Origin of the sequence: Acuticoccus mangrovi (genome assembly GCF_016411865.1) — a bacterium.
Classification (GTDB): domain Bacteria; phylum Pseudomonadota; class Alphaproteobacteria; order Rhizobiales; family Amorphaceae; genus Acuticoccus; species Acuticoccus mangrovi.
In genome coordinates, this window is record NZ_JAEKJA010000007.1 from 464,751 (window position 1) to 490,096 (window position 25,346).

Genomic DNA, 25,346 nt, shown 5'->3' on the forward strand with positions numbered 1-25,346 from the left:
AGCTGCAGGGATTCGACCCGAGTAGCCAAGCTTATTTATCGGTAGCGGGAGTGTGGTAAGCGTTGCGCGTTGAGTTTAGGAATGATGCCATCGTCTGTGCCAGCTCCTCGAAGACCCAAGCCGCATAATGATCAGCGATGGCAGCTCGAAGATGCATGACATTTTGGTTGTCGCTGAAGATGTGACACGAGTAGCACGGTCCGATGCCGGCCGATCCGGGCGGACGGCGCGTGCCTGGGCTTGGCTGATACTGGCGCTCGTCATGGCCGCCGGACCTGCCGCCGCCCAGACCGATCCCCATCAGAGCACGACGCCCGACTACGCCGATCTGCCGATGATCGTCGCGGAGGAGTTGTCGCTCTTCGCCAAGAATGCCGTCGAGGGGCGGCTGCGCTCCATCGGGTCGGTTGCGCAGGACCTCATGGCCCTGCGCAACAGCGAGATCGACTTCACCACCCTCGGGCTGGCCGCCTTCGCCGAGGATCTCGCACGCGATCCCGCCCCCGGCGAGCCCAACGATCCGGTCATTCTGGCGAGCCTCGGTCAGTCGACGGACTACGAGCACGTCGTCGCCTATGGCGGCGACGCGGTGACCGACCCTTCCTGGCTGCGGGGGCATCGCGTCGGGGTCCCGAACGCGCCGGATCCGCGTCTTCTCTGGGCCACCTTCTCCTCCTACTACGGGCTCGCCCCGCAGGATGTGGAGGTGGTGGACATCGACGCCGAGGAGGCCGGCGACAGGCTCGCCGGCGGCGACGTTCAGGCGGTGGTGACCTGGCAGCCCTTCACCGCACGCCTGAAGCGGCGCTTCGGCGAGAAGGCGCACATCTTCTCGGTCAACCACCTCTACACCTCGCGCTGGGTGCTGGTGACGCGGCGCGAGCTCGTTGAGGCGAGCGCGGAGACGTGCTCGCGCGTCCTCGCGGCGCTCGGCGAGGCGATTGAGCAGATCGAGGCGGATCCGGCGCTGGCCGGCGCCATCTTCGCCGACTATGCGGGCCTCGATACGGCGGATACGGCGGCGCTCGAGGGGGCGATCAGCTTCGACCTCAGCGTCGACTGGTCGCTGATTGCGGAGCTTCAGCACCGTCTCGCATGGCTGGCGCACGAACACGGCAAGCCGGTGGAGGCGAACGGCCGGCTGCTCGACATCATTCGCATCGATCCCTTGGCGACGGTCACGCCTTCGGCAGCGCGGCTGCCGGGCGCCCTGGGCGCAAGACATCGCGGCGCTCCGTGAAGCTCTATCGCCTCGCGATCGTCGTCATCATCGTTGCCTTCACGGGCATCGCTGCGCTCGCGGGCCTCGGCTGGGTCACCTATGTCGAGGCACGCAAGAGTCAGGTGGTGCTCACCGAGCTCGTCGATCTGAAGAGCGACATCGACGCCTTCTCCGTCGCCGCCGACAGCCTGCTCCTCTACGAGACCGACGGTGCGCTTCTCGGTGCCGTGATCGCCGATGGGGAAGGGATCGTCCGCCGTCTCGACGCGGTCGCCGCCGTCGCCCCCGAGGCGCACAAGGCGGCGCAGCGGGTCGAGCCGATGCTGCTGCTGCTGACCGAGTTCGGCCGGGGGCTGCCGGAGGCCTCCGACGCGGGCGGTGCCAACGATCCCGCGGGGCCGCTCGCGATTCCGATGCGTGCGCGATCGCTGATCAGCCAGATGGCCAATCTCGGCATCGCGCTCGACATCGCCATGGACCGTGCGCACAGCTACCAGCGCCAGGTGATCGACAAGGCGCTGGCGCGTCTCATCGCCATCTTGGCGATTGCCGGCGGCGGCCTCGGCCTTCTGGTGGTTGCGGGCTTCGCCATGAGCTTCCGCGTGATCGCGGTGCCGCTGCGGCAGATGACGCGGGTGATCGCCCGCATCGAGAGCGGCGAGCCCGAGGCGCGCATGCGCGGCGGCGGCTTCAGCGAGCTCCACGACCTCGCCAACGCGTTCAACCGGCTGGTGGAGCGCGAGCACACCGCCAAGGCGCAGCTGGTCGCCTCCCAGCAGGACCTTGCCGACCGCGCTCGTCTCCTCGCCGAATCGCAGCGCATCGCGCACATCTGCAGCTGGCAGCGCGATCTCAGAACCCAGGAGGTGAAGTGGACCGAGGAGGCGCGCGAGATCCTCGGCATCGACACTACCTACGTCGACGGCGAAGGCACGGTGTTCATCGACCTCGTCCACCCGGACGACCGGGCGGCCTTCATGGCGGCGCGCGAGGCGTCCTATTGCGGAGACGGGCCGACGGCGATCAAGCACCGCATTATCCGGCCCGACGGCGAGCTGCGCTTCTGCGTCACGCGGTCGGTGGCGAAGGTGGAGGAGAACGGCCGGGCGGTGGTGATGGCCGGCACGCTGCAGGACGTGACCGATCAGGAGATCGCCGAGCGGGCCGACGCCGAGCAGCGCCGCATCCTGGAGATGGCCGGCCGCATCGCCCGGTTCGGCGGCTGGACGGTGGATGTCGGCACGTGGCGGGTGACGTGGTCGCGCGAGATGTGCGCCCTCCACGGCCTGCCGGAGGGGGCGACGCCGACGCTGCAGCAGGTGCTCGCCTTCATCGTGGCCGAGGACCGGGAAAAGATGACGCGGGCCATGATGGCCTGCATCAACCAGGGCACGCCCTACGACGAGGAATGCCGCGTCGAGAACGCCCAGGGCAACGTCCTGTGGGTGCGCACCGTCGGTGAGGCGGTGCGGGACGAGAACGGCAACATCGTCAAGCTCGCCGGCGCGTTACAGGACCTGACGACCCAGAAGAACGTGGAGGAGATGCTCCGCCACACCCAGCGCCTCGAGGCGGTGGGTAAGCTGACGGGCGGCGTCGCGCACGACTTCAACAACATGCTGACGGTGATCATCGGCGCGGCGCAGATCATGGTGGATCGGGTGTCGAACGATCCGATGCTGAGCAAACTCGCCGACATGACGCTGACGGCGGCCAACCGTGGGGCGAAGCTGACGAGCCGGCTCCTCGCGGTGGCGCAGCGCCAGACGCTGGCGCCGAAGCCGACCGACCTCGTCGGCCTGCTCCTCGGCATGGAGAACCTGCTCCGGCGGGCGATCGGCGAGGACATCGAGCTCGAGATCAACTCGCCGGCGAACCTGTCGCGGGCGATGATCGATCCGAACGAGCTCGAGAACGCCATCCTCAACCTGTGCATCAATGCGCGCGACGCGATGCCGGACGGCGGGGTGCTGCGGATCGACGTGGAGGAGTGCTGGCTCGGCGAGAGCATGACGCGCAAGAACGGCAGCGTCTTGCCCGGCACCTACGTGATGGTGTCGATCTCCGACACCGGCCACGGCATGGACCAGGCGACGGTGAGCCGCTGCTTCGAGCCCTTCTTCACGACCAAGGAGGAGGGGCGCGGCTCCGGCCTCGGCCTGTCCATGGTGTTCGGCTTCGTGAAGCAGTCGAACGGCCACATCGAGCTCGATTCGGAGGTCGGGGTCGGGACCACCATCAAGCTCTACCTGCCGGTGGTGACCGGCGACGTCGAGCTCGAGGAGGAGCCGGAGGATCTCGGCACCGCCGAATCGGGCAACGAGTTCGTGCTGGTGGTGGAGGACGACGACCTCGTAGCCGCCTCGCTGGAGAGCAAGCTGGAGCGGCTGAACTATCGCGTGGAGGTGGCCCGCAACGGCCCCGAGGCGATGCGCATCCTGCGCCAGCATCCCGACATCGACCTCCTGTTGACCGACATCGTCATGCCGGGCGGCATGAACGGGCGTCGTCTCGCCAAGGAGGCGGGCCAGCTGCGACCGGGGCTCAGCGTCGTTCTGATGTCCGGTTATTCGGACCAGCTCACCGCCACCGAAGGGGCGGAAGGGCCGAAGATCCTGCTGCGCAAACCGTTCACACGCGAACAGCTCGCGGCGGCCCTCCGCCGGGCTCTCGAGACGGCCGACACCGTCTGACGACGGGTGCCGCAGGGCCGAGATATCGGCGCTGCGAGACGGCCGTCCCACCCCTCCAATACTCGACCGATCATGAGGCGGCGCCGCATTCTCGCCACGGTCTGCGCTGGAATGGGACGATTCGGAGACTTGCGCTTAGGAATTGCTTATAGGATCTCGCTATAGGGTGAATTGTTAAGAAATTGTTGTCTTTGTGTAATTGGAGCGCTATTCTTCCAAGGAAAGTAACGTGACGCTTTTTGGTCATATATTGCATAAAGCCGGCGGGGTTGATTGATCGCTTTCGGGCTCCGAGGGGTTGCGTTGCAGAAAAGTGCTGAATATCAGGGGTCCACGTCATATTGACGCCTTGGCCCAATTGCCTGCATATGAGGGTTGAGACATAGCGGCGTGAGGGCCGTGCTCTGTCGCACAGCGGTGACAGCGTTCACAGCGTCTTTAATGACTAAGAATGTTTGCTTAAAAAATAGCCCTCACGGAAAGATGGAGCGTCGCTTGGAAATCGTTCTCTATGTCTTTGGCGATGCCCCCAATTCGTCACGTGCGAGACGAAATCTCGCCGCATTTTGCCATGCCAATCCAGCCATGACACAGCGCTTCGAAGTGGTCGATCTGATCACCGAGCCCGAGCGCGGCGTGACGGATCGGGTGGTGGTGACGCCTCATGTCGTGGTCAAGTCCGCTTCAATGGTCCGTCATATTATCGGAGACCTCTCCGATACGACCGCGCTTGCCGAGGCATGCGCCGGCGTGGTGGCAACTCAGTCGGTAGATGACGCAAAGGCAGGGTAATCCTTCCGAGCAGGACGAACGGGCGGCCAAAGGCGATGGCGAGACGCTCAACGAGCTGATCGCGCAGCTCGAGGCGTTGACGACGCGGATCGAAGCGATGGGCGGCGGCGGCGTCGACGCCATCGTCGGTCAGAGCGGTTCGATCTATCTCGGCCACGCCGCCCGATCGCACTTCGTGCAGCAGGCGAACCTGTTGCGGCCGATCTTTCGCAGCGCCGCCACCGGCATGGTGCTGCTCGATCCGCAAAAGGCGATCGTGTCCGCCAATCCCGCCTTCTGCGAGATGCTGCGCGCCCCCGAGGACAAGGTGGCCGGCCTCGCCTTTCTCGACCTCATCATGGAGGCGCCGGGCAGCGAGGCCGATCCCTTTGCCGAGCTCAACGCGACGCGAACGACGAGCCGCATCTTCGAAGCGCTGCTGCGCGGTCTCAACGGCCGCTTCATCGCGACCCGCATCAGCGCCTCCGCCGACCGCGACGGCGACGGCGAGGTGCTCGGCTACGTCGCCATCGTGGAGAACATCACGCCGCAGAAGCTCGCCGAGGCGGAGCGTTCGCGCATCGCCCAGTTGGAGCGCGCCGCCCGCCAGGAGGCGGCGATCAAGGGCATCCAGTTCAACACCCTCTTCGAGGCTCTACCCGGGCTCTATTTCGTGTGCACCAGCGACCTCGTGGTGGTCGGCGCGAGCGACGCCTTCGTCGAGGCGATCGGCGTGGAGCGGGGCGACTTCGTGGGGCGCGAGCTGTTCGACGCGCTGCCGCCGGAGCCGTTCGGCTACTCGCCCGCGACGGCGGCCCTCTTGCGCACCTCGCTCGAAAAGGTCCGCGCCACCGGCCGGCCGGACCCGATGCCGCTGCAGCAGCGGGTGATTCCGGGGGCGGCCGGCGAGGACGGCGACACGCGCTACTGGGAGCCGCTCAACTCGCCCGTCTTCGGCATCGGCGGCAAGGTCGAGTTCATCATCCACCGGGCCGACGACATCACCGACACGCGCCGTCGCGAGGAGGCGCTGGAGCGCTCGGTGCGGGCCGTCAGCCAGAGCGAGGAACGCTTTCGCCAGCTCGCCAACGCGCTGCCCCAGAAGGTGTGGGTCGCCGATGCGGGCGGTGGGCTGCAGTTCGCAAGCCACCGCCTCGTCAACTTCATCGGCGAACCCAACGTCCTCGAGCACGAGCAGCTCTTCGACGGCGTGGTCCATCCGGAAGAGGCCGAGGGCTTCGCTCTTTTGTGGTCCGAATCGCTCGCCACCGGCATCCCCTTCGCCACCGACTTCCGCATGCGGCGGGGGTCGGACGGCATGTATCGCTGGCAGCACGCGACGGCGGTGCCGATCCGCAACGAGGCGGGCGGGGTGGTCGAGTGGTACGGCACGCTCAACGACGTGCACGACCTCAAGATCGCCGAGGCCAATGCGCGCCGCCTCGCCCAGCAGCTCGACGGCACGCTGCGCAGCATCACCGACGGGGTGATCACCTGGGACCGGGCGTGGCGCTACACCTTCGTCAATGCCGAGGCCGAGCGCCTCGTGCGCCGCAATCAGGACGAGCTTCTCGGCCATTGCCTGTGGGACGAGTTCCCCGAGCTGATCGGCACCGAGCTCGACTACAACTTCCGCCGCGCGGTCGACGAGATGGCCTCGCGCCGCTTCACCTACGCCTCGCCGGTGATGCGCAAATGGGTCACGGTGTCGATCTTCCCGTTCGCCGACGGGGTGACGGTGATCTTCCGCGACGTGGAGCGCGAGAGGGTGCGCGAGCAGCGCCTGCGCCTCCTCGAGGCGGCGGTGTCCCAGCTCAACGACATCGTCCTCATCACCGAGGCCTATCCGCTCGACCCGCCCGGCCCGCGCATCGTTTTCCTCAACGAGGCGTTTCAGGCGAACACGGGATATACGATGGCCGAAGCCATCGGGTCGACGCCGCGCCTTCTCCAGGGGCCGGGCACCAACCGCGCCGAAACGCGGCGGATCCGCGAGGCGCTGGTGCGCCGCGAGCCGGTGCGCGCCGAGCTCCTCAACTACAAGAAGGGCGGCGACCCGTTCTGGCTCGAGCTCGACATTCTGCCCCTCTTCGACACCTCCGGCGACGTGACCCACTTCGTGTCGGTGATGCGCGACGTGACCTCCCGCAAGCGGCAGCAGTCGCTGATGACGTGGCAGGCGGAAATGCTCGACAAGTCCGCCGACGCGATCATCGTGCGCGACACCGCCAACGTCGTGACCTACTGGAACCGCACGGCCGAGCGGGTCTACGGCTTCTCGGCGGAGGAGGCGATCGGGCGGCACATTTCCGACCTCATCGACCACAATCCGGTGGCGCTGCGGGCGGCGATGCGCGAGACGATCGAAACCGGCCACTGGGTCGGGCGGATGGACAAATACCGCAAGGACGGCTCGGTGCTGACGGTGCAGGCCAACTGGTCGCTGATCCCGGCGAGCGACGAGCGCGACGCGGCGATCCTGACGATCAACACCGACATCTCCGAGAAGGTGCGCCTGGAGCAGCAGATCGCCCAGAGCGCGCGGCTCGATTCGCTCGGCAAGCTGACCGGTGGCATCGCTCACGACCTCAACAATCTCCTCACCATCATGGTGGGCAGCACCGACCTGCTCCTCAAGAAGGCGGTCGACCGGCCCGACCTCATGACGCTCCTCACCATGTCGCGCTCGGCGGCGGAGCGCGGGTCGGATCTCGTGCAGCGCCTGTTGTCGTTCGCCCGGCGTCAGCCGCTCGACCCGCGCCCCACCGACGTCAACACCCTCATCACCAACTTCGAGCCGCTGCTGCGGCGGGCGATCGGCGAGAATATCGAGGTCGAGATCGTGATGCCGGGCGAGGTCTGGCTCGCCGAGGTCGACCCCGGGCAGCTCGAGAACGCCATCCTCAACCTGTGCATCAACGCCCGCGACGCGATGCAACCCGACGGCGGCCACCTCACCATCGAGACCAGCAACGTCGTGCTCGACGAGGACTATGTGAACCGCACAGTGGAGGTGGAGGCGGGCGACTACGTGCTCGTGAGCGTGACCGACACCGGCCACGGCATGGACGCGGCGACGCTCGACCGGGTGTTCGAGCCCTTCTTCACCACCAAGTCGGCGGGCTCGAGCAGCGGCCTCGGCCTCTCGATGGTCTACGGCTTCGTCAAGCAGTCGGGCGGCCATATCGCCGTCTATTCGGAGGAAGGGCAGGGCACCAGCGTCCGCCTGTTCCTGCCGCGCTCGGTGTCGACGTCCGACCCCATCGACGAGCCGACCCGGCGCGGCGAGATCGTCGGCGGCGACGAGGTGGTGCTTCTCGTCGAGGACGACGACATGGTGCGCGACCACGCGACCGATCTCCTCAAGGGGCTCGGCTACACCGTGATCGCTGCGGAGAGCGGACCGAGCGCGATGATCATGCTGCGCGACCACCCGGAGGTGGAGCTGCTCTTCACCGATGTGGTGATGCCCGGCGGCATGAACGGGAAGCAGCTCGCCGAGGCCGCGCGCGAGATGCGCCCCGACCTGCCGGTGCTCTACACTTCCGGCTACACCGACCACACGATCATCGCCCATGGGCGGCTGGAGCCCGGCGTCGTTCTCCTGAGCAAGCCCTACCGCCTCGCCGATCTCGCCAGCAAGCTGCGCCAGGCGCTGGAGGACGGCGGCACGCCCTGACCCGCATTCCGGCGAACCGCACATGTACGCGCCGGAACGCCCGTGAAATCAGGGTTTTAGGGGAGAGCGGTGAAGCGGGTCAGGCGAGGGACGACGTTGTCGATGAAGTCGTCGAGGTCGGGCGCGAAGTCGGGGAAGACGAGGCAGGCGCCGGTGACGCCGGTATCAGCGAGGGCGTCGAGGTGGGCGGCGACGGTGGCATGGCTGCCCACCACCAGATGGAAGCCCATGAAGGTGCGCTGCAGCGTGGGCATCGCCGCGTGGCCGGCCCGGTGGGAGTCGTTGCCGGAGGCGCCGAGCCAGTTGGCGATCGCCTCGGTGTCGGCGCCCGCGACGTAGGCGTCGCGGCGGGCGAGGGCGGCGGCGTCGGTGTCGGCCGCGATGACGGTCATCAGCACATAGGCGCCGACGGTGCGGCCCTCGGCGGCGGCGGCCTCGGCGATTTTGCCGGCGAGGGCGCCGAGGGCGGGGATGTCGTCCTTCATGCGGCCGACGAAGGCGTAGTCGGCCTGGCGGGCGGTGAAGGCGATCGCCTCGTCGGACTGGCCGGCGCAGACGATCGGCAGCCGCCGCGCCGGGGTGGGCCAGGAGGTGCAGTCCTCGAGGGTGAAGAAGCGCCCCTCGTGGGACACGCGGCCGTCGGCCCAGAGGCGGGTCATCACCTCCAGATACTCCGCCGCGTAGTCGTAACGGTGGGCGTAGTAGTCGTCCTCCGCCCAGAGGCCCATCTGGGCGTACTCGAACTTGTTCCAGCCGGCGACGATGTTCACCCCGAACCGCCCCGGCGCCACGTCGTCGATGGTGGCGGCCATCTTGGCGACGACGGCGGGGTGAATGGTGCGGATCGCCACGGAGGCGAAGAGGCGCATGCGGGAGGTGGTCGCGGCGAGGGCGGCGGTGAGGGTGAACGATTCGAGCGCGTAGTCCCAGTGGCGTGACGGGCCGCCATAGCCGCGCCACTTCACCTGCGACAGGGCAAAGTCGAAGCCGGCCGCCTCGGCGCGGGCGACGATGGCACGGTTCGTCGCGAAGGTGGGCAGATTGTCGGGCGGCAGCGTCGCCCCCATCACGGTCCCGCCGGAGGTGTTAGGCAGGAAGAGGCCGAGTTCGAAGCGCGGGGCCATTCAGCTCTCCGTGGAGGCGGCGAAGGGATCGGTGGGGTCGAGCGGGGCGACGTCGGTGAGCCGCTCGTCGGTCGTGAGGACCATGTCGAGCTGGTAGCGGTCGGGACGGTAGAGGGCGGTGAGATATTCGACCGGTGCGCCGCTCGTCGCGTGCACCACCCTCTGCACCTTGAGAAGCGGCGCCCCGACGTCGATGCCGAGATGGGCGGCCGTCGCCTGATTGGCGAGGGTCGCGCTGATCGCCTGGCGGGCCTCGCCGATGCCGACGCCCGCCGCCCGCATCAGCGCGATGAGGGGTGTGGTCTCGAGCGTGGCCTCGTCGAAGGTGCGGCCGATGGCGGCGGGCAGGACGGTCGCCAGCAGCGAGAAGGGCTCGCCGGCGTGGCTGCGCCGCCGCAGCGAGCGCTGCACCTCGGCGCCCTCCTGGAGGGCTAGGGCGTCCGCCTCTTCGCCGTTGGCGGCGCCGTAGGAGAATTCCAGCACCTCCACCGTCGTGTCGCGGCCCATGGCGGCGAGCGAGCGGAGCCAGTTGGCCGCGGAAGCGCGCAGCGGCGGATCCGGCCGCTCGTAGGCGACGGTGGTACCGCGGCCGCGGTGGCGGCGGACGAGGCCCGCATCCGCGAGCTCCGACAGAGCGCGCTTGGCGGTGATGCGGGAGACGCCGTAGAGGCGGGCGAGCTCGTGCTCCGAGGGCAGCCGGTCGCCCGCCTTGTGCGAGCCGGCGAGGATCTCGTCGCGATAGATCAGATAGATCTGGTGGTAGAGGGGCGAGCGGCTGGCGGCCGAGACGCCGGCCTCGCCGTGACCGCGTGCGGGCGGCGGCTTCACCACCCCGGCGTCCCCGGTTGGAACGCGGGTTGCAAGGCGGCGCCGGATACGTCGGCCGGGCGGCCGTGCCGCGCCGACGCGGATTCGCCCGGGCCCGGCGCCGGACGAGGCAAGACCGGCGGAGTATTCATGCCGTGCCGCATTCGGTTTCGTGCCGGTTATCCGCCATCGGCCTCTGCACCCATCCCCCACGATGTCGCATTCGCGGCTGGACAACTTGTTCGATTGAGATAACAATATGCCAAATGCATGGGGAGGCGTGCAAGCGTGACGTGCCGCGTGGTGTCGGGTAACGGCAAGATCGAGCCGCGGCGGCATCGCGGACGGGGCGCGCCGGCACCCGTCGTCGATCTTGGACATGGAGGCTCTCGATGGGCAAAGAGAGCGGTCGCCGCCTGACTTGGTTGCGCTACGGCGCCGGTCTCGTCTGCGGGCTCGTGCTGATCACCTTCACCGGCCTCGTCCTCTACTCGGTGGCGATGCGCTATTTCTTTCACGCTCCGCCGATCTGGGGCGAGGACATCCCCAAGCTGCTGTTCGTGTGGATGAGCTTCATTGGCGCCGGGTTCGCCTACCTGTTCGGCTTCAACATCCGCATGACGGTGCTCATCGACAAGGTGCCGCGCAATCCGCGGCGCGTCATCGAGTTCGTCATGCATCTGTCCATCGTGGCGATGCTCCTGGTGATCCTGTGGTACTCGCAACCGATCCTGAAGCTCACCGCCCGCAACACGGTGCTGTCCACCGGCCTCAAGGACATCTGGACCTATCTGCCGCTGCCCATCGCCTGCGTGCTGCTGCTGGCGAACGAGGTCTGGCGCCTCTACCGCATCGCCCGCGGTGAGGTGGACCGCTCCGGCCAGGAGGCCGATGATGCGCTCTGACGCTCGCCGCCGCGGAGCGCGCTGATGCTGCTCGCCGTCGTCATCGTCCTGCTCTTCATCTTCGTGTTCCTCGGGATGGACATCGCGTTCGCCGTGGGGGTGGCCTCGCTCGCCTTCATCGGCCTTTCCCAGTTCGAGGCGCGGCCGATCAACCCGGTGCTCTTCGTGCAGGAGCTGACGGCGGGGGTGGATTCCTTCTCCCTCCTCGCCATCCCGATGTTCATCTTCGCCGGCGAGCTGATGACGAAGTCCGGCGTCACCCGACGGCTGATCTCGCTCGCCTCGAGCCTCGTCGGCCATCGGCCGGGCGGTCTCGCCAACGTCGGTATCACCGGCAACCTCTTCATGGCGGGGATCTCCGGCTCGGCGATCGCCGACACCGCCGCCATCGGTACCGTGCTGGTGCCGGAAATGAAGCAGCGCGGCTACACGGCGCGCTACGCGGCAGGGGTCATCTCGGCGGCGGCGTGCGTCGCGCCGATCATCCCGCCATCGATCATGTTCATCCTGCTCGGCTCGATCGCCAACATCTCGGTGGGCGAGCTCTTCATCGCGGGCATCCTGCCGGGCTTCGTGATGTTCCTCGCCCTCATCGCGATGAGCGGCTTTCTCGCCCGCCGGCGCGGCCTGCCGGTGGAGGAGAAGTTGACGGGACCTGCCCGCCGCGCCGCGATCTATGGCGGGCTCCTGCCGCTCGGCGCGCCCATCCTCATCGTCGCCTGCAAGGTGTTCGGCATCGCGACCCCCACCGAGTCGGCGGCGATCGTGGTGCTCTACACCCTCGTGCTCGGCGCGCTCGTCTATCGCGACCTGTCGCTGACGGGCTTCTTCAACGCCGCGATCTCCGCCGCCATGACCACAGCGGTGGTGATGATGACGGTGGCGACGAGCCAGATCTTCGGCTCGCTGGCCGTGCTCGCCGGTCTCGGCCGGGTGCTGACCGACACCATCCTGTCGATCAGCGACAACCCCTACGTCATCCTCATGCTGGTCAATGTCGGCCTGTTGGTGCTCGGCACCATCATGGAGCCGCTGCCGCTGATGCTGATCCTGGTGCCGATCCTGTTTCCGCTCCTCGGCGGGCTCGGGATCGATCCCATCCATTTCGGCCTCGTGATGGTGCTCAACCTCGTCTTGGGCGGCGTCACTCCGCCGATCGGGCTCAACCTCTTCGTGATGGCCCGTGTCGCCAAGATCGGCGTCATGGACGTCTTCCTCGGAGGCTGGCCCTACTACCTCGTGCTCTTCGGGGTGCTGCTGTTCCTCACCTACGTGCCCTGGGTCACTCTCGTTCTGCCGACGTTGTTGATGCGGTAACGGCCGCCACAAGCTCATCAAAAGGGGGAGCATCGACCATGACCATCACTCGCCGCACGGCCCTTGCCGGGCTCGGCGCCCTCGGTGCCGGGGCGCTCGCTCCGGGTCTCGCCCGGGCCCAGGCGCCCACCATCCTGCGCTACGCCAACGCGGGCGCGCCCACGAGCATCTCCAACCAGTTCAATGAGAAGCTCTCCGCCGCCCTGAAGGCGAAGACGGACGACGCGCTGTCGCTCGAGATCTTCGCCGGCTCGCTCGGCGGCGAGCAGAAGTTGCTCAACTCGCTCGCCCTCGGCTCGGTGGACATCTACAACGGCGCCTACACCGGCACGCGCGAGTTCGACGCTCTCTACAGCCCCTACTTCTTCAAGGATGGGCAGCAGGCCAAGCGCGTGATGGAAGGCGAGATCGGCCAGAAGGCCTCCGCCGTGCTCGAGGACCGCTACAATGGCCGCCTGCTCGGCGTCGGCCGCCTCGGCTCCTTCAACCTGATGCTCAAGGAGCCGATCTCCTCGCTGTCGGACATCAAGGGTCGCAAGATCCGCTCCGCCCAGATCGAAGGGTGCCTCGAGGGCCTCTCCTTCTTCGGTGCGGTGCCGACGCCGATCCCCTTCAACGAGATCTATCTGGCGCTCCAGCAGGGCATCGTCGACGGCGTGCTGACGGCGCTCAACCCCGGCGTCACCTCCAAGTTCTACGAAGTGTGCAAGTACGTGGTGTCGGCCGATTTCGGGCTGGCGCTCGACAAGGAGGTGATCTCCTCGGCCGCCTGGGGCGGGCTGCCGGAGGAAGAGCAGAACATCCTGCAGTCGACCTTCGACGAGCTGGAGGGGCCCGAATATTACGAGGTGGGCCTCGCCCAGAAGAGCAAGGACCTCGACGCCTGGGCCGGGGCCAACGGTCCGGACAGCGTGATCGACCTGCCGACGGACGGTCTCGCCGAAGAGCTCGCGCCGCTCAACAAGCGCCTGGCCGACGAGATCTACGGGCCCGGCGCCTGGGACATGATCCAGGCGGCCTGATCGTCGTGCGCCGGGGCCTTGGTGGCCCCGGCTTCTGCGCGGCGACCGAGCCCGTCGGCGTCTCCGCCTACGCGGCGAACGGGGCGGGGATGTCGAGTTCCGGTGCGGCTTTCGCCCAGATCTCGACCGCCTCGATGAGGAGGTTGGCGCCGAGCGGCAGGAACAGGAAGGCCAGCGCCTCGGAGAGGGCGTCCGCGCTGCCGCCGAGATGGAAATAGGATTCCAGATGGAGCCGCATCGGCTTCTCGTCGGTGCGGGCGGCGTGGCAGATGATCAGTGCCAGCTCGGCGACGCGCGGCTCGATCGGCCCGCGCGCCGTCGCGATCAGCGAGCGGTAGGCCGTCAGCATGGTGTCGGCGGGGGTGTATTCGGCCCAATGGGTCGCCGCGAAATGGGTGGCGGTGTAGGCCTCCGACACCGCCGACAGGGCGACGGCCGCCTGGATCTCCTCGCGGCTCAGGCCCGCCTCCTCGCCGCGCTTCAGGTGCAGCTTGCCCACCCCCTCGCGGGCGGCGGCGAGAAGGGCGATCCACACGATCTCCTTCTCCTGCGGCGGCAGCACCTTCTCCGTCAGCGTCAGGCGCGAATAGAAGGTGTCGTAGGCTGACAGAAGCTCCGGGTCGTGCTCGGCGAGCATCCGGTGGTAGGGCAGAAGATAGCCGCGCTTCCGGCCGACACTGTCGATGATGGTCACAGGGCGATTTCCTTGTGGAGACAGCCGCCCGGCCCCCATCGGGTGGTGCGGGCGAGGAGGGGTTCAGGCGGTCTTGCCGGCCGCCTCGTCGTAGCCACCTTGCCCGGAAAGCGAGGCCCAGGCGAGGTAGCGTGGCGACGCAGCGACCCGGCCGGCCCGAATGAGATCGAGCCACACCCCCGCCGCGCGCACGAAGCGGGGCACGCTCGCGGGAAACATCGTGAGGCCCAGCGTCTCGGCGAGCACGTCCTCGCCGATGCCGGCGGCGTAGGCGTCCTCGATGGCGTGGGCGAGCTCGTCCCACTGGTCGAGGCAGACGCGCATCGCCGCGTCGGCGAGGAGGGCGTGGGTCGGGTCGGCGCCGAAGCGGGCGACCACGTCCTCGCGGGCGGAGCGGATCGCGGCGCGGGCGTCGTAGTCCGGCCGATGAACCTGCCAGTGGGCGGCGACGAAGCGATAGGCCGCGGTGCCGCGGGCGAGGGCGGCGAGGCGCACCACCGCGTCGAACTCGGCCGCGGTGCCGCCGGCGTCGGCGAATTTCTTGAGATGATGGGTCGCCTCGGCCTCGTCGGTGGCGATCAGGATCGCGAGCCAGACGAACTCCTTGGTGTGGGCGTCGAGGGTCCGCGAGGCGAGGGTCATCGCCCGGTAGGCGGCACCGTAGGCGTCGAGGAATTCGGGAGCGGCGACGGCGAGAAGGCCATGGTGGGGAAGAAGATAGCCGCGCTCCGCCTTGATCGTCGCGAGGCGCTCCTCGAGCGCCGTCACTTCGTCCTTCGCCATGCTGTTCTCCCTCGGCCCGCAGCGGCCTATTGATATATGTTTAGTACAACTTCACAATGCCCGAACCGGCGCAGTGCGGCAGAAGGTGGCGATCGCGACGGCCTGATCGCGACGGCCCGATCTTTCGGCGGCCTTCGGGCGTTCCGCCTCGGCGAGCCGCAGCGGAAGGGCACCCCATCGTGACGCCGCTCATGGAGAGCGGCCGCGGCACGAGGCATCATGGTGGGAGCTTCATGGAGGTTGATATCATGCGAGTGGACAAGATGCCGAGACCGGCACCGGGAGGCCACGCCGGGCGCGCGGCGCGGATCGTGACGCGGGTGCGGGCGGCATGAGCATGGTGGTGGAGGAAGCCGAGTTGCCGGAGCGGGCGGGCAAGCCGCTCGTCGACATGGTGGGAGTTCGCCTCCTCGTGATCGGCGCCGGGTCGGGGATCGGCCAGGCCGCTGTCGCGCTCGCCGTGGCCGCGGGGGCGGACGTCGCCGGCACCATGCTGCCGTCCGTCGGCGAGAGCGGCGACGATGTGCCGTGCGACATCGTCCTGCCGTGCGACGTCACCAGCCAGGAAGAGGTGACGGAGGCGGTGGAATCGGCCGAGATCGCCCTCGGCGGGCTCGACGCGGTGATCGTCTCGGCCGGAGTGTTCGAGCATCGCGGGCTCGGCGAGACCGACGACGCCGACTTCGAACGCATCCTCGGCATCAATCTCGGCGGCGCCTTCCATGCGGCGAAGGCGGTGGAGCGCATCTTCCGCCGGGATGGGACGGGGAGCCTCGTTCTCTTCTCCAGCCAGATCGGCCTCGTGGGCCATCGCCGGGCGACGGCCTACGCGGCCTCCAAGGCGGCCGTCAACGGCCTCACGAAGACGCTGGCGGTGGAGTTCGCCACCTTCGGCGCCCGGGTCAACGCCGTGGCGCCGGGGCCGATCGAGACGCCGATGACGGCGATCGCCCGCGCCGACCCGGAGCGTCACGCCGGCCTCGTGGCGCAGGTCCCGTTGGGTCGGCTCGGCGCTCCCGACGAGGTGGCTCGCGCGGCGCTCTTCCTCGCCACCCCCGCCGCCGCCTTCATCACCGGCCACGTCCTGGTGGTGGACGGCGGCGTGACCGCGGTATGAGCCACCACGCGACGGGCCTTCCCGTCCTCGCGGAGGCCGACATCGTCGTCGTGGGGGCGGGGTCGGCGGGGGCGATGCTCGCCGCCACCCTCGCCGAGCGGACCGACCTCTCGATCTTGGTGGTGGAGGCGGGGCCGCCGGCGCGCGACCCCTTGCTGTCGGTGCCGCTTCTCACCGGCTACTTCCTGCGCTCGCCGCGCTATATCTGGCCCTTCGCCACCACCCCCCAGGCCCATCTCGACGGGCGGTCGCTGCACTTTCCGCGCGGACGCGTGGTCGGCGGCTCCGGCGCGATCAACGGCATGGTGTGGGCGCGCGGCCTTCCCTCCGACTACGACCACTGGGCCCAGCGCGGCTTGCGGGACTGGTCGTGGCAGCAGGTGGAGCCGGCGTTTCAGAGCGTGGAGGACCTGTCGGACCCGCGCGGCGGGCGGGCGCTCGGTATCGAAATGCCGGGGTGGTGGACCGACCTCTACGACGCCTTCCTCGACGGCGCCGCGGCGGCGGGCCTCGGCCGCACCGACGACTTCAACGGCCCCGCACCGGAGGGGGCGGGGCGCTATCGCTTCACCATCCGCCACGGCCGGCGGGCGCCGACCGGCACCCTCCTGATGCGCGCCGTGAAGGCGGGGCGGGTGCGTCTCGTCACCGGCGCGACGGTGATGCGGCTCGACATCGCGGACGGCGAAGCGACGGGGATCACCATCCGGCGCGACGGGGTCGAGCAGCGCATCTTCGCCCGGCGCGAGGTGGTGCTGTCGGCCGGGACGGTCGGCTCGCCGCACATTCTGATGGCCTCGGGCGTCGGTCCGGCGGCGGAGCTCGCGGCGGCGGGGGTCACCCCGGTGGTCGACGCTCCGTGCGTCGGGCGCAATCTCCACGACCATCTCCTGGTGCGGGTGGAGCATCGGGCGCTGCAGCCCGGCGGGCTCAACCGGCTGCTGCGGGCCGATCGGGCGGCGTTGGCGCTCGCCGAGGCGCTGGTGTTCGGCCGCGGGCCGGCGGCCTGCTTCCCGCTCCTCACGGGCGGTTTCTTCCGCTCCGATCCCACTCTCCCCGAGCCCGATCTGCAGAGCCACTTCATGCCGGCGCTGACGAGCGCCACGATCCGGGTCAATCCGTTCCGTGCCCCGCCCGGGGTGCGGGAGGGGGACGGCTTCTTCGCCAACATCTTTCAGATGCGGCCGGAAAGCCGCGGCACCATCCGCCTCGCGGGGCCCGAACCCGATACGCCGCCGCTCATCGACCCGGCCTATCTGTCGGCCGAGGCCGACCGGCGGGTGCTGCGCGAGGGGGTGCGGCTCCTGCGGCGGATCTTCGCCGGCGCCGCATTCGATCCCTGGCGCGGCGAGGAGATGCAGCCGGGCGCCGCGGTGAGGAGCGACGACGAGATCGATGCCTTCATCCGCGCCGCCGCCGACACCGTGTTCCACCCGGTCGGCACCTGCCGCATGGGGACCGACGATGCCGCGGTGGTCGACGGTCGGCTCAAGGCGCGCGGGGTGGGTCGGCTGCGCATCGTCGACGCCTCGGTGATGCCGGCGATCACCTCCTCCAACACCAACGCCCCCACGGTGATGATCGCCCGCCGCGCCGCCGACTTCATCGCCGCGGAGTGAGGCGCCTCAGGGCCTGAGCGTCGCCTCGAAGAAGGCGACGAGGGCGGCGTTCAGCTCGCCATGGAAGGCGGCGCGGTCGAAGCCCTCGGCGTCGACGCAGACCATGTCCCAGATCCGGCGGTTGAACGCCTTCAGCCGCGGATTGCAGGGGGCGAGGAAGGCGAAGTGGCCGGCCTGCGGCACCACCGTCACGCGGGTGAGGTGGGGGAGGGCGGCGGCGACATGGGCGCCGTTGGTCGCGTGCGGCACGCGCTCGTCGGCGGCGCCGGACCAGAGGGCGACGGGCACGTCCACCGTGGCGAGCGCCTCCGCGGGGAAGGCGAAGGCGAGGCCTGGCGCCGCGAGCGCGACGGCGCCGATGCGCGGATCGGCGACGAAGGCGTCGGGATCGGCTTCGGCGCCCGCGTCTCCCATGCCGGAGACGATGCCGATGCGGCAGGCGAATTCCGCCGGATCCTCCTCGCAGTGGTGCCGGGCGAGGGCGAGATCGGGCCGCGCGCCCGCCGCGGCGAGCGCGGTGTAGCCGCCGGACGAGAAGCCGTAGAGGCCCACCGTCTCGGCGTCGACCGCGCCGGCCGCCGGCCAGTCCGTCGCGAGATAGTCGATGGTGGCGCGGATGTCGGCGGGGCGGGAGACCATCCACTCGGCCGGCGAGGCGCTTTCGTCCTCGCTGTTGTCGCCGCGGTGGTTGGGGGCGGCGACCACGAAGCCGGCGCGCGCGAGGGCGAGGGCGAGGTCGGCGTGGCCGCCCATCCAGCCGCCGTTGCCGTGGGAGATGACGACGAGGGGAAGGTCCTTGCCCGCGACCGGCGCGCCGAGGGCGAGGGCTTGACGGAAGGGCGTGTTGGGCTCTTGCGGCGCCGCCGCGTCGGTCGGGTACCAGACGCCCACCGTGAGCCCCGCCGGCGAGGGCATGGTGACGCGCTGGAAGCCGACGGCGCCATCGGCGAGCGCCGGACCGGCGAGGAGACCGGCGATGAGCACGAGGAACCGTCGCATTGGGAGGCCTTTCCGGATGGTCGCCGCGGCGTGCCCGCGCCGACGATCTTACCATCCGCGGCCGACGGGTGCGTGACGGCCTCGGCGGCAGCGGTTCGGCGGTGGCGAGGATGGGGAGCGGCGAGGGTGGGGGCGGCGAAACGAAGACGCCCCGCCGCATCCGGCGGCGGGGCGTTGTGGCGTTCGGCCGGTCGGCGGCCGGCTAGTTGAGGCGGCCGGAGGCGTGGGCGAGCAGGGTGTAGAGCTTGCCCTCGTCCGACATCAGCGTGTCGCGGGTCCGGCGGCCGGACGTGTCGCTGCGCGAGGTGTCGGCGATCGCCTTCTCGAACTCGTCGACATAGCGGTCGACGTAGCCGCGAAAGTCCCGGTCGCGCTGATAGCGGCGGCGCACGTCCTCGAAGGTCTGCTGGCCGTCCAGCGTGTAGAGCTGGCGGGAGAAGACCTGGCGCTCGCCGCGATTGAAGCGCTGCCACAGCTCGCGGTAGATGCCGTCCTCGATGGCCCGCGCGGCGGGCTTGGCGAGGCGGGACAGCTCGTTGTCGGCGGACGGTGCGGACTGCGGCGCGGCGGGAAGGCTCTCCTCCTCGGAGTCGGCGCGGCGCAGCAGGCCGTTCATCCAGCCGCTCTCGCTCGGCAGGCGATTGCCGGCGCGGCCGTTGGTGGCCGCCCGCTCGGGCGTCTGGCGGCTCTCCGGCACGCGCCGTTCGGCGCGGCGGTAGGCGTCGCGGCCGGCGCTGCTGCCCTCGGTCGCGGCGGCCATCTCGCCCTGGCCGGAGTGGCGGGCGACGATGGCGCCGAGCTCGCGCACGGCGGCGAGCTGGTCGGTCACCGCCCGGCGCAGCGCTTCGGCGTTCTGCACCGTCTCCTCCGGCAGCTCCATCACCGAGCGCTCGAGGGCGGAGCGCGTCGTCTCGAACTCCTCCTGAACGCTGCGGGCCGACTGGCGCATGTCGGAGGTGGCCGACTGGAAGCGGTCCGCCACCGCCTGCAGCGCCTCGATGAGCTCGGCGGCCATCGCCTCGTGCGAGATGCGCAGATTCTCGCGGATGCGCTCGGCATCGGCGCTGGCATTCTCGTGCAGGGCTTCGAGCTGCGGGCCGACGGCGCGGGCGGCCTCGTCGAGCGTGCGCTCCAGCAGGATGCGGGCGTCGTGCACGCGCTCCTCGGTGCTGCGCAGCTGGTCGTCGACGCGCTCGGTGAAGGAGCGCATCAGCGAGTCCACCTGCTCCGACTTCGTCATCAGGTTGGCCGAGAGGTCCTCGAGCGCGGCGCGGCGCTCGTCCATGCGGCTGTCGAAGGCCGACGCGTCGCCCTCGAAGCGCTCCACGATACCGGCCAGGAACTCGCCGTCGCGCTCGATGCGCTGGGCGATGGAGGCGAGGTCACCGAGGGCGTTGTCGGCCGCCTCGCGCAGGGCGTTCGCCTGGCGCGACATCTCCTCGCCGGTGCGGTTGGTGTCGGCCAGAGCCGCCTGCACCACCTGGCGCAAGCCCTCGCCACGGGTGGAGAGATTGTTCTCCATGTCGGCGAGGGTGGTGCCGACCGAGCCGAGCATGTCGTGCAGCGCCGCGTTGGTGGCCTGCACCCGCTCCAGCGTGCCGCCGAGCTCGTCGATGAGGGCGGCGTGGGTCTCGCGCAGCTCCGAGATGGCGCCGGCACCGCGCTCGGCGAGGGCGTTGAGGAACTGGTCGCCGTGCTCGTCGATGACGACGCGGAGGTCGGACAGCGACGCGGCGGCGTCGCGCGCCACCTGCTGCATGGCGTCGGTGGTGCGGCCGCCCTCCTCGGTGAGGGCGTGATGAGCACTGGCCATCGTCTCGGTGATGGCGCTGCGGGTCGCTTCGGTGCGCTCGTCGATCATGCGCAGGAGCTGGTCGAGGGCTTCGACCATCGCGTCGCGCATCATCTGGCCGCCGGAGGCGACCTCGCCGGACATCGAGGCCATGGTGTCGGCCAGCATCTGGTTGACCGAGGTCGTCTCCTGCGAGAGCTGGTCGGCGATCCGCTGCATCGGCTCGAGGATGTCGTGCTGCGTCGCCTCCACGAGGGTGCGCAGAGCGTCCTGGGCCCGCTCGCCTTCGCCGGCGAGGCCGTCGGCGATGCCGTGGGTGGCCTCGCGGCTGAGCTGCGTCACCTCCTCGAGGCGGGCGGCGAAGGCGTCGTTGATGGAGGCCTGGCCGTCGGCGAGGGCATCGGAGATGGTGCGGGCGCGCTCCACGAGGGCGTCGGACACCTTCTCGACGCGTCCGTCGAGCGCCTCTTCCATCGCCTCGAGGCGCTCGGTGAGGACGCTCGCCACCTCGGTCGCGTGGGTCGTCAGCGCCGACACCACCTGGGTGGAGCGCTCGTTGACGAGCTCGTCGTAGCGCTCGATCGTCTCGGCGAGCTCGCGCGCCACCGGCGTGCCCCGCTCGTCGAGCAGGGTGGAGAGGCGGGTGAGGTCGCTGCCGATCTGCTCGCGCAGCATGTCCATGCGGCCCGCGAAGGCGCTGGTCTCGGCGTCGAAGGAGGCCGACATGGTGTCGATGCGATCGCTCAGCGTGCGCTCGTAGCTCTCGGCGGTGGTTGCGACGATCGCCTCGAGGCGGGCCGAGTTGTCGGCCACCACGGCCTCGTAGCGCGTCACCTCGTTTTCGAGCGACACGCGGATGGCGTTGCCGCGATCGGCGATGATGTCGGCGATCTGCATGGCCGACTGGCTGATCTCGCGAGCCGCGGTGGAGCCCCGGTCCGACACCGCCTCGGCGATCTCCACCCCGGCGTGGGCGAGCGTCTCGGCAATGTCGGTGGTGTGCTTCTTCATCGCCGACGACACGTCGTGGGTGGCGTCGGAAAGGCTCTCGCGCACCCGGTCGGTGTTGGCCTTCATGTTCTCCTGGAAGGCGTCGGTGGAATGACGCAGCGTGGCGTCGAGCGTCGCGCCCTCGGAGGTGATGGCGTGCTCGATGCGGTCGGCCGTGCCTTCGATGCGGGAGGCGAGCTCGCCGCCGGAGACGGTGATCGTCTGGCTCATGCTGCCGTGGATCGTCTCGAGGCGATCGGTGAAGGCCTCGGCGCGCACCGCGAGATCCTCGACCAGCGAGGAGCCGGAGCCGGCGATGACGTCGGCCACGCGGTCGACCTCGCCGCTGATGCGCTCGACCACGTTGTCGGTGCGCACCGACAGCGTGTTGCCGGCCTGCTCGGTACCGTCCACGAAGGTCCGCTCCAGCGCCTCGGAGAAGTGGTTGAGGCTCGTCTCGAAGGTCGCCGCGTAGCTGATGAAGCTCTGCTCGAGCTGGGTCTGGCGCTCCTTGAGGAGCTCGTCGGAGCGGTCGGCCTGGCGCAGCAGCGTCTCCGACAGCGACGTCGAGGTCTGCGTGACGGAATCGGTGAGCCGGTCGCCCAGCGCGTTGATCGAGGATTCGATCTGGTCGATCTGCGCGAACACCGCGTCGTGCATCTGGGTGGAGGCGCCCGAGATCGACTCGGTCATGCGGTCGCCGAGGTGGGTGAGGCGTTCCTCCACCTCGTGGATGTGGCCGCCGAACGATTCCAGCATCGCCGTGGTGGTCGACTGCACGGTGCCCGACAGGTGGTCGGAGAGGGCGTGCACGCGGTGCTCCATATCGTCCACCTGGCGGCCGATCGTTTCGGAGAACTCGGAGGTGGCGGAGCTGACGACGTTGCCCACCCGGTCGCCCAGCACGTTCAGCGTCTCTTCGAGCTGGTCGGCGCGGGTGATGAGGGTGTCGCTCATCTGCGAGGAGGAGGCGGTGACGGCGTCGGTCAGGCGGTCGCCCAGCACGCCGAGGGTGGAGCTGACCTGGTCCACCTGGTTGAGGAGCTGGTTGGAGAGCTCCTCGGTGGCGGCCTGGATGGCGTTGGAGGTGAGCGAGCCGCTCTGGCCGATGGTGGCGTCGAGCTCGCCCATCTTGTTCTCGATGGCGGCGACGAGGCGCGAGGCGGTCTCGGTGAGGCGCTCGTCGACCATGGTGGAGCGCAGCGACACCGTTTCGGCCGCGCGCTCGGCCGACTCCGACACCTCGCGCTCCATCAGGCTCATGCGCTCGGCCATGGTGGAGGAGACGTGACGCGACACGGCGTCGACGCGCTCGTCGATCTCGCCGAGGCGGCCTTCGATCATCCCGCCGATACGCTGGGCCGCGTCGGAGAGGGTGGTGTCGAGATGGCTCAGCGAGCCGGAGACGACGCCGGTCAGCCGCTCGCCGGCTTCCGACATCTGCGTCGTCACCACGGTGAGGCGGTCGCTCACCTGGTTCTCCAGCGTCTGCGACGCGGTGACCACGGTGGACTCGATGGTGGCGAGGCGCTCGTCGACGGTCGCCACCACCTCCTCGGACACGCGCGACAGCGTGTTGTCGATGCTGGCGAGCTGGGTGTCGAAGGTCGCGGTGAGCTGCTCGTTGGCGCGCGTCATCTCGGTGGTGACGGCGCCGGCCCGCTCGGTGAGGTTGTTGGTGAGGTACTCGGCGGTGCGCGTCAGGGCGCCGTCGACGTCGCCGAGGCGGCCCTCGACGATCTCGATCAGAGTGCGCGAGGAGCGCTCCAGCGTCCCGTCGAGGCTCTGGACGGAGGTGTCGACGAGGCTCGTGAAGTGCTCGGCGGTGCCGGACACGGCGTTCTCCAGCGTCTCCAGGCGCTCGTCGAGCATGTTCGTCAGCCGCTCGGAGGCGTAGGTGACCGAGGTGTCGACCGCGTTCATGCGATCCTCGACCGTGTTCGACAGCCGCTCGGACGACAGCGACACGCTCGCGTCGAGCGCGCCCATGCGATCGGCGATGGTGGTGTTGAAGCGGTCGCTGGCGTCGGCGAGGGTGGCCTGCACCTCGCCGAGCTTGGAATCGACGGTGATGTTGAGGGTGGCGTTCACCTCGTTGATGGCGCCCGACACCTTCTCGCCGGCCGACATCAGCACCCTGGTGACCTCCTCGGCGCGTTCCAGCACCGTGTCGGCCATGGTGGAGCCCGTCGAGGCGAAGCTCTCCGTCATCGCCACCGTGCGGTCGGCGAGGGTGTCGACCAGCTCCTGGCCGACGCGGCCGAACTCGTCGGTGATCTCCTTCGACTGGCCGGCGATGGAATCGATCAGGATGTCGGCGGTGGAGCGGATCGTCTCCGTCGCCGAGCCCGCCTCGGCCTGAAGGCTGCCGACGAGATATTCGGCCGTTGAGCGGATCGTCTCCACGGTCTGGCCGGTCTCCGAATGGAGGCTGCCGACGAGCGCTCCGGAGGCGCCCTTGACCGCGGCGATGGTCGCCTCGGACTGGTCGTTGAGCGCGTTGATGAGGGCCTCGACGAAGGAGTGGACCGCGTCGGACTGGGACTGCGAGGCGGTCTCGAGCTTGGCCACCACGGCGTCGCCGGTGTCGGTGAGCCGCATCTCCAGTTCGTGCGAGCGGTCGACGAGCTTGCCCACATAGGCATCGCCGCTCTGCGAGAAGGTGGTGAGGAGCGACTGGCCGGAGGTGCGCAGATCGTCGGCGATGCGCTGGGTCTCGGCCTCGAAGGTGGAGCCGATGGAGCCGGTCGCCTCCGACAGGCGGTTCGACACGGTATCCTGCAGGTCGCCCACCAGCGCGGCGAGGCCGGTCTTGGCGGTCTCCAGCTCCTCGCGGATCTGGTCGGAGTTCGCCATCAGCATCTGGCGCTCGGCGACGAGCTCCTCGAAGAGGGCGCGGATCTTCGCCTCGTGGTCGCCGTAGGAGCGCTCCAGCGCCGACACCTCGCGGTGGACGAGGACCTCGAGCTCGCTCGCCCGCTCGAGCGCCTGCTCGATGCCCGCGCTCATGCCGGCGACCTCGCGGCGGATCGCCTGGCCGATGTTGGCGACCCCTTCGGTGGCGTTGATCTCGGGCTCAGTGAGGCGCTGGGCGAGTTCGCTCATCGCCTGGGAGGTGGAGCGCAGCTCCTCCGACCGCTGCACCAGGAAGGCGACCATATAGAAGAGGAGGATCGGGGCGACCGTGGCGCCGAGGAGGGCGAAGCCTTCGGCCGATTGCACGAACCCCATCACCCCGCTCTGGGCGACGAGGCCGATGCCGATGAGGGCGGCGAGCCCGATCCAGACGAGGGAGATGACGGTGGCGATGGACACCGCCGTGATGCCCCGCCGGCGGCCGGCCTTCTCCGCCGCCTCGAAGCGGGCGCGATCGTCGTTGGCGGCGGCCTGCTGCTTGGCAAGGGCGCGGTGGCGGCGGCGCCGGGGCCGGCTCGCGGCGTCACCGTCGTCCACGTCGTTGGCGGCGGCGAAGGCCGCGGCGTCCGCCTCGACGTCGTCCACCGCCGACTCCTCGGCGGTTGGCACGCTCGCGCTGAGCGAGTCCTCGATCCCGGAGACGAGATCGACCTGTTCGTCCTCGTTGCTGCCGAGGTCGAACTTCAGCGCCTCCTCGACGGCCGACAAGGCGGCGTCGGAAGGATCCGAGCCGGTCGCCTCGGAAGAGCGGTGCGGGTCTGTCGCCATGAACATCGCCTCGATCGTACGCGTACTGAAGGTGCCGGACACTGCGCCCGGCGCGCCAACGTGACCAGCGGCCGCGGGCGGGATTCGCCGGGCGGTCGCGGCCATTCGTTAAGAATTGGCTAATGCCA

Annotated in this window: 15 protein-coding genes; 9 read left to right on the forward strand and 6 right to left on the reverse strand. The window is 69.4% G+C overall.

Features of this window, described 5'->3' with window-relative positions:
* Window positions 1-262 precede the first annotated feature (262 nt).
* The 4 genes from JCR33_RS11375 to JCR33_RS11390 all read left to right on the forward strand — a co-directional run bounded on the left by JCR33_RS11375 (window position 263) and on the right by JCR33_RS11390 (window position 8,365).
* Entirely contained in the window at window positions 263-1,240 is a 978-nt protein-coding gene (locus tag JCR33_RS11375) for an ABC transporter substrate-binding protein (protein ID WP_198882163.1), read from the forward strand.
* Entirely contained in the window at window positions 1,237-3,915 is a 2,679-nt protein-coding gene (locus tag JCR33_RS11380; RefSeq protein ID WP_198882164.1) for a PAS domain-containing protein, read from the forward strand. Before JCR33_RS11375 ends, JCR33_RS11380 begins: the two co-directional genes overlap by 4 nt.
* A 495-nt stretch (window positions 3,916-4,410) precedes the next feature.
* A complete protein-coding gene (locus JCR33_RS11385) occupies window positions 4,411-4,707 on the forward strand; it encodes a circadian clock KaiB family protein (protein ID WP_198882165.1) in 297 nt (98 codons plus the stop codon).
* Window positions 4,688-8,365 (forward strand): hybrid sensor histidine kinase/response regulator, encoded by a 3,678-nt coding sequence (locus JCR33_RS11390; protein WP_198882166.1) that lies wholly within the window; start codon window positions 4,688-4,690, stop codon window positions 8,363-8,365. Before JCR33_RS11385 ends, JCR33_RS11390 begins: the two co-directional genes overlap by 20 nt.
* Window positions 8,366-8,421: 56 nt before the next feature.
* Here JCR33_RS11390 and JCR33_RS11395 read toward each other — a convergent pair whose 3' ends face one another.
* Entirely contained in the window at window positions 8,422-9,489 is a 1,068-nt protein-coding gene (locus JCR33_RS11395) for an LLM class flavin-dependent oxidoreductase (RefSeq protein ID WP_198882167.1), read from the reverse strand.
* Window positions 9,490-10,320: a GntR family transcriptional regulator gene (locus JCR33_RS11400; RefSeq protein WP_211110212.1), complete on the reverse strand. Its 831-nt coding sequence runs from the start codon at window positions 10,318-10,320 to the stop codon at window positions 9,490-9,492.
* 368 nt (window positions 10,321-10,688) lie between these two features.
* Here JCR33_RS11400 and JCR33_RS11405 point away from each other — a divergent pair, with 368 nt between their 5' ends.
* Genes JCR33_RS11405 through JCR33_RS11415 form a run of 3 tightly spaced genes read left to right on the forward strand, consistent with a single transcriptional unit; the run spans window position 10,689 to window position 13,540 of the window.
* On the forward strand, window positions 10,689-11,201 hold the full coding sequence (locus tag JCR33_RS11405; protein ID WP_198882169.1) for a TRAP transporter small permease: 513 nt from the start codon (window positions 10,689-10,691) through the stop codon (window positions 11,199-11,201).
* A gap of 24 nt (window positions 11,202-11,225) precedes the next feature.
* Complete coding sequence (locus JCR33_RS11410; RefSeq protein ID WP_198882170.1) at window positions 11,226-12,518, forward strand: TRAP transporter large permease; 1,293 nt, start codon at window positions 11,226-11,228, stop codon at window positions 12,516-12,518.
* A gap of 38 nt (window positions 12,519-12,556) precedes the next feature.
* On the forward strand, window positions 12,557-13,540 hold the full coding sequence (locus JCR33_RS11415; RefSeq protein ID WP_198882171.1) for a TRAP transporter substrate-binding protein: 984 nt from the start codon (window positions 12,557-12,559) through the stop codon (window positions 13,538-13,540).
* Window positions 13,541-13,607: 67 nt separating this feature from the next.
* Here JCR33_RS11415 and JCR33_RS11420 read toward each other — a convergent pair whose 3' ends face one another.
* Window positions 13,608-14,234, reverse strand: a complete 627-nt coding sequence (locus JCR33_RS11420; protein ID WP_198882172.1) for a carboxymuconolactone decarboxylase family protein — start codon at window positions 14,232-14,234, stop codon at window positions 13,608-13,610.
* A gap of 63 nt (window positions 14,235-14,297) precedes the next feature.
* On the reverse strand, window positions 14,298-15,017 hold the full coding sequence (locus JCR33_RS25315; RefSeq protein WP_198882173.1) for a carboxymuconolactone decarboxylase family protein: 720 nt from the start codon (window positions 15,015-15,017) through the stop codon (window positions 14,298-14,300).
* Window positions 15,018-15,348: 331 nt separating this feature from the next.
* On the opposite strand from JCR33_RS25315, the gene JCR33_RS11430 reads away from it, so the two are divergent.
* Together JCR33_RS11430 and JCR33_RS11435 are read left to right on the forward strand one after the other, a co-directional pair.
* Window positions 15,349-16,134 carry an SDR family oxidoreductase gene (locus tag JCR33_RS11430; RefSeq protein WP_198882174.1) on the forward strand — a complete coding sequence of 262 codons (786 nt, stop codon included), beginning with the start codon at window positions 15,349-15,351 and terminating at the stop codon, window positions 16,132-16,134.
* Window positions 16,131-17,753, forward strand: coding sequence for a GMC family oxidoreductase (locus JCR33_RS11435; RefSeq protein WP_198882175.1), 1,623 nt, complete (start codon window positions 16,131-16,133; stop codon window positions 17,751-17,753). The genes JCR33_RS11430 and JCR33_RS11435 overlap by 4 nt, the downstream gene beginning before the upstream one ends.
* A gap of 6 nt (window positions 17,754-17,759) precedes the next feature.
* Here JCR33_RS11435 and JCR33_RS11440 read toward each other — a convergent pair whose 3' ends face one another.
* Both JCR33_RS11440 and JCR33_RS11445 read right to left on the reverse strand, forming a co-directional pair.
* Window positions 17,760-18,752, reverse strand: a complete 993-nt coding sequence (locus tag JCR33_RS11440) for an alpha/beta hydrolase family protein (protein ID WP_198882176.1) — start codon at window positions 18,750-18,752, stop codon at window positions 17,760-17,762.
* Window positions 18,753-18,954: 202 nt separating this feature from the next.
* Window positions 18,955-25,218 (reverse strand): apolipoprotein A-IV repeat region-like domain-containing protein, encoded by a 6,264-nt coding sequence (locus JCR33_RS11445; RefSeq protein ID WP_198882177.1) that lies wholly within the window; start codon window positions 25,216-25,218, stop codon window positions 18,955-18,957.
* Between the last annotated feature and the right edge of the window lie 128 nt (window positions 25,219-25,346).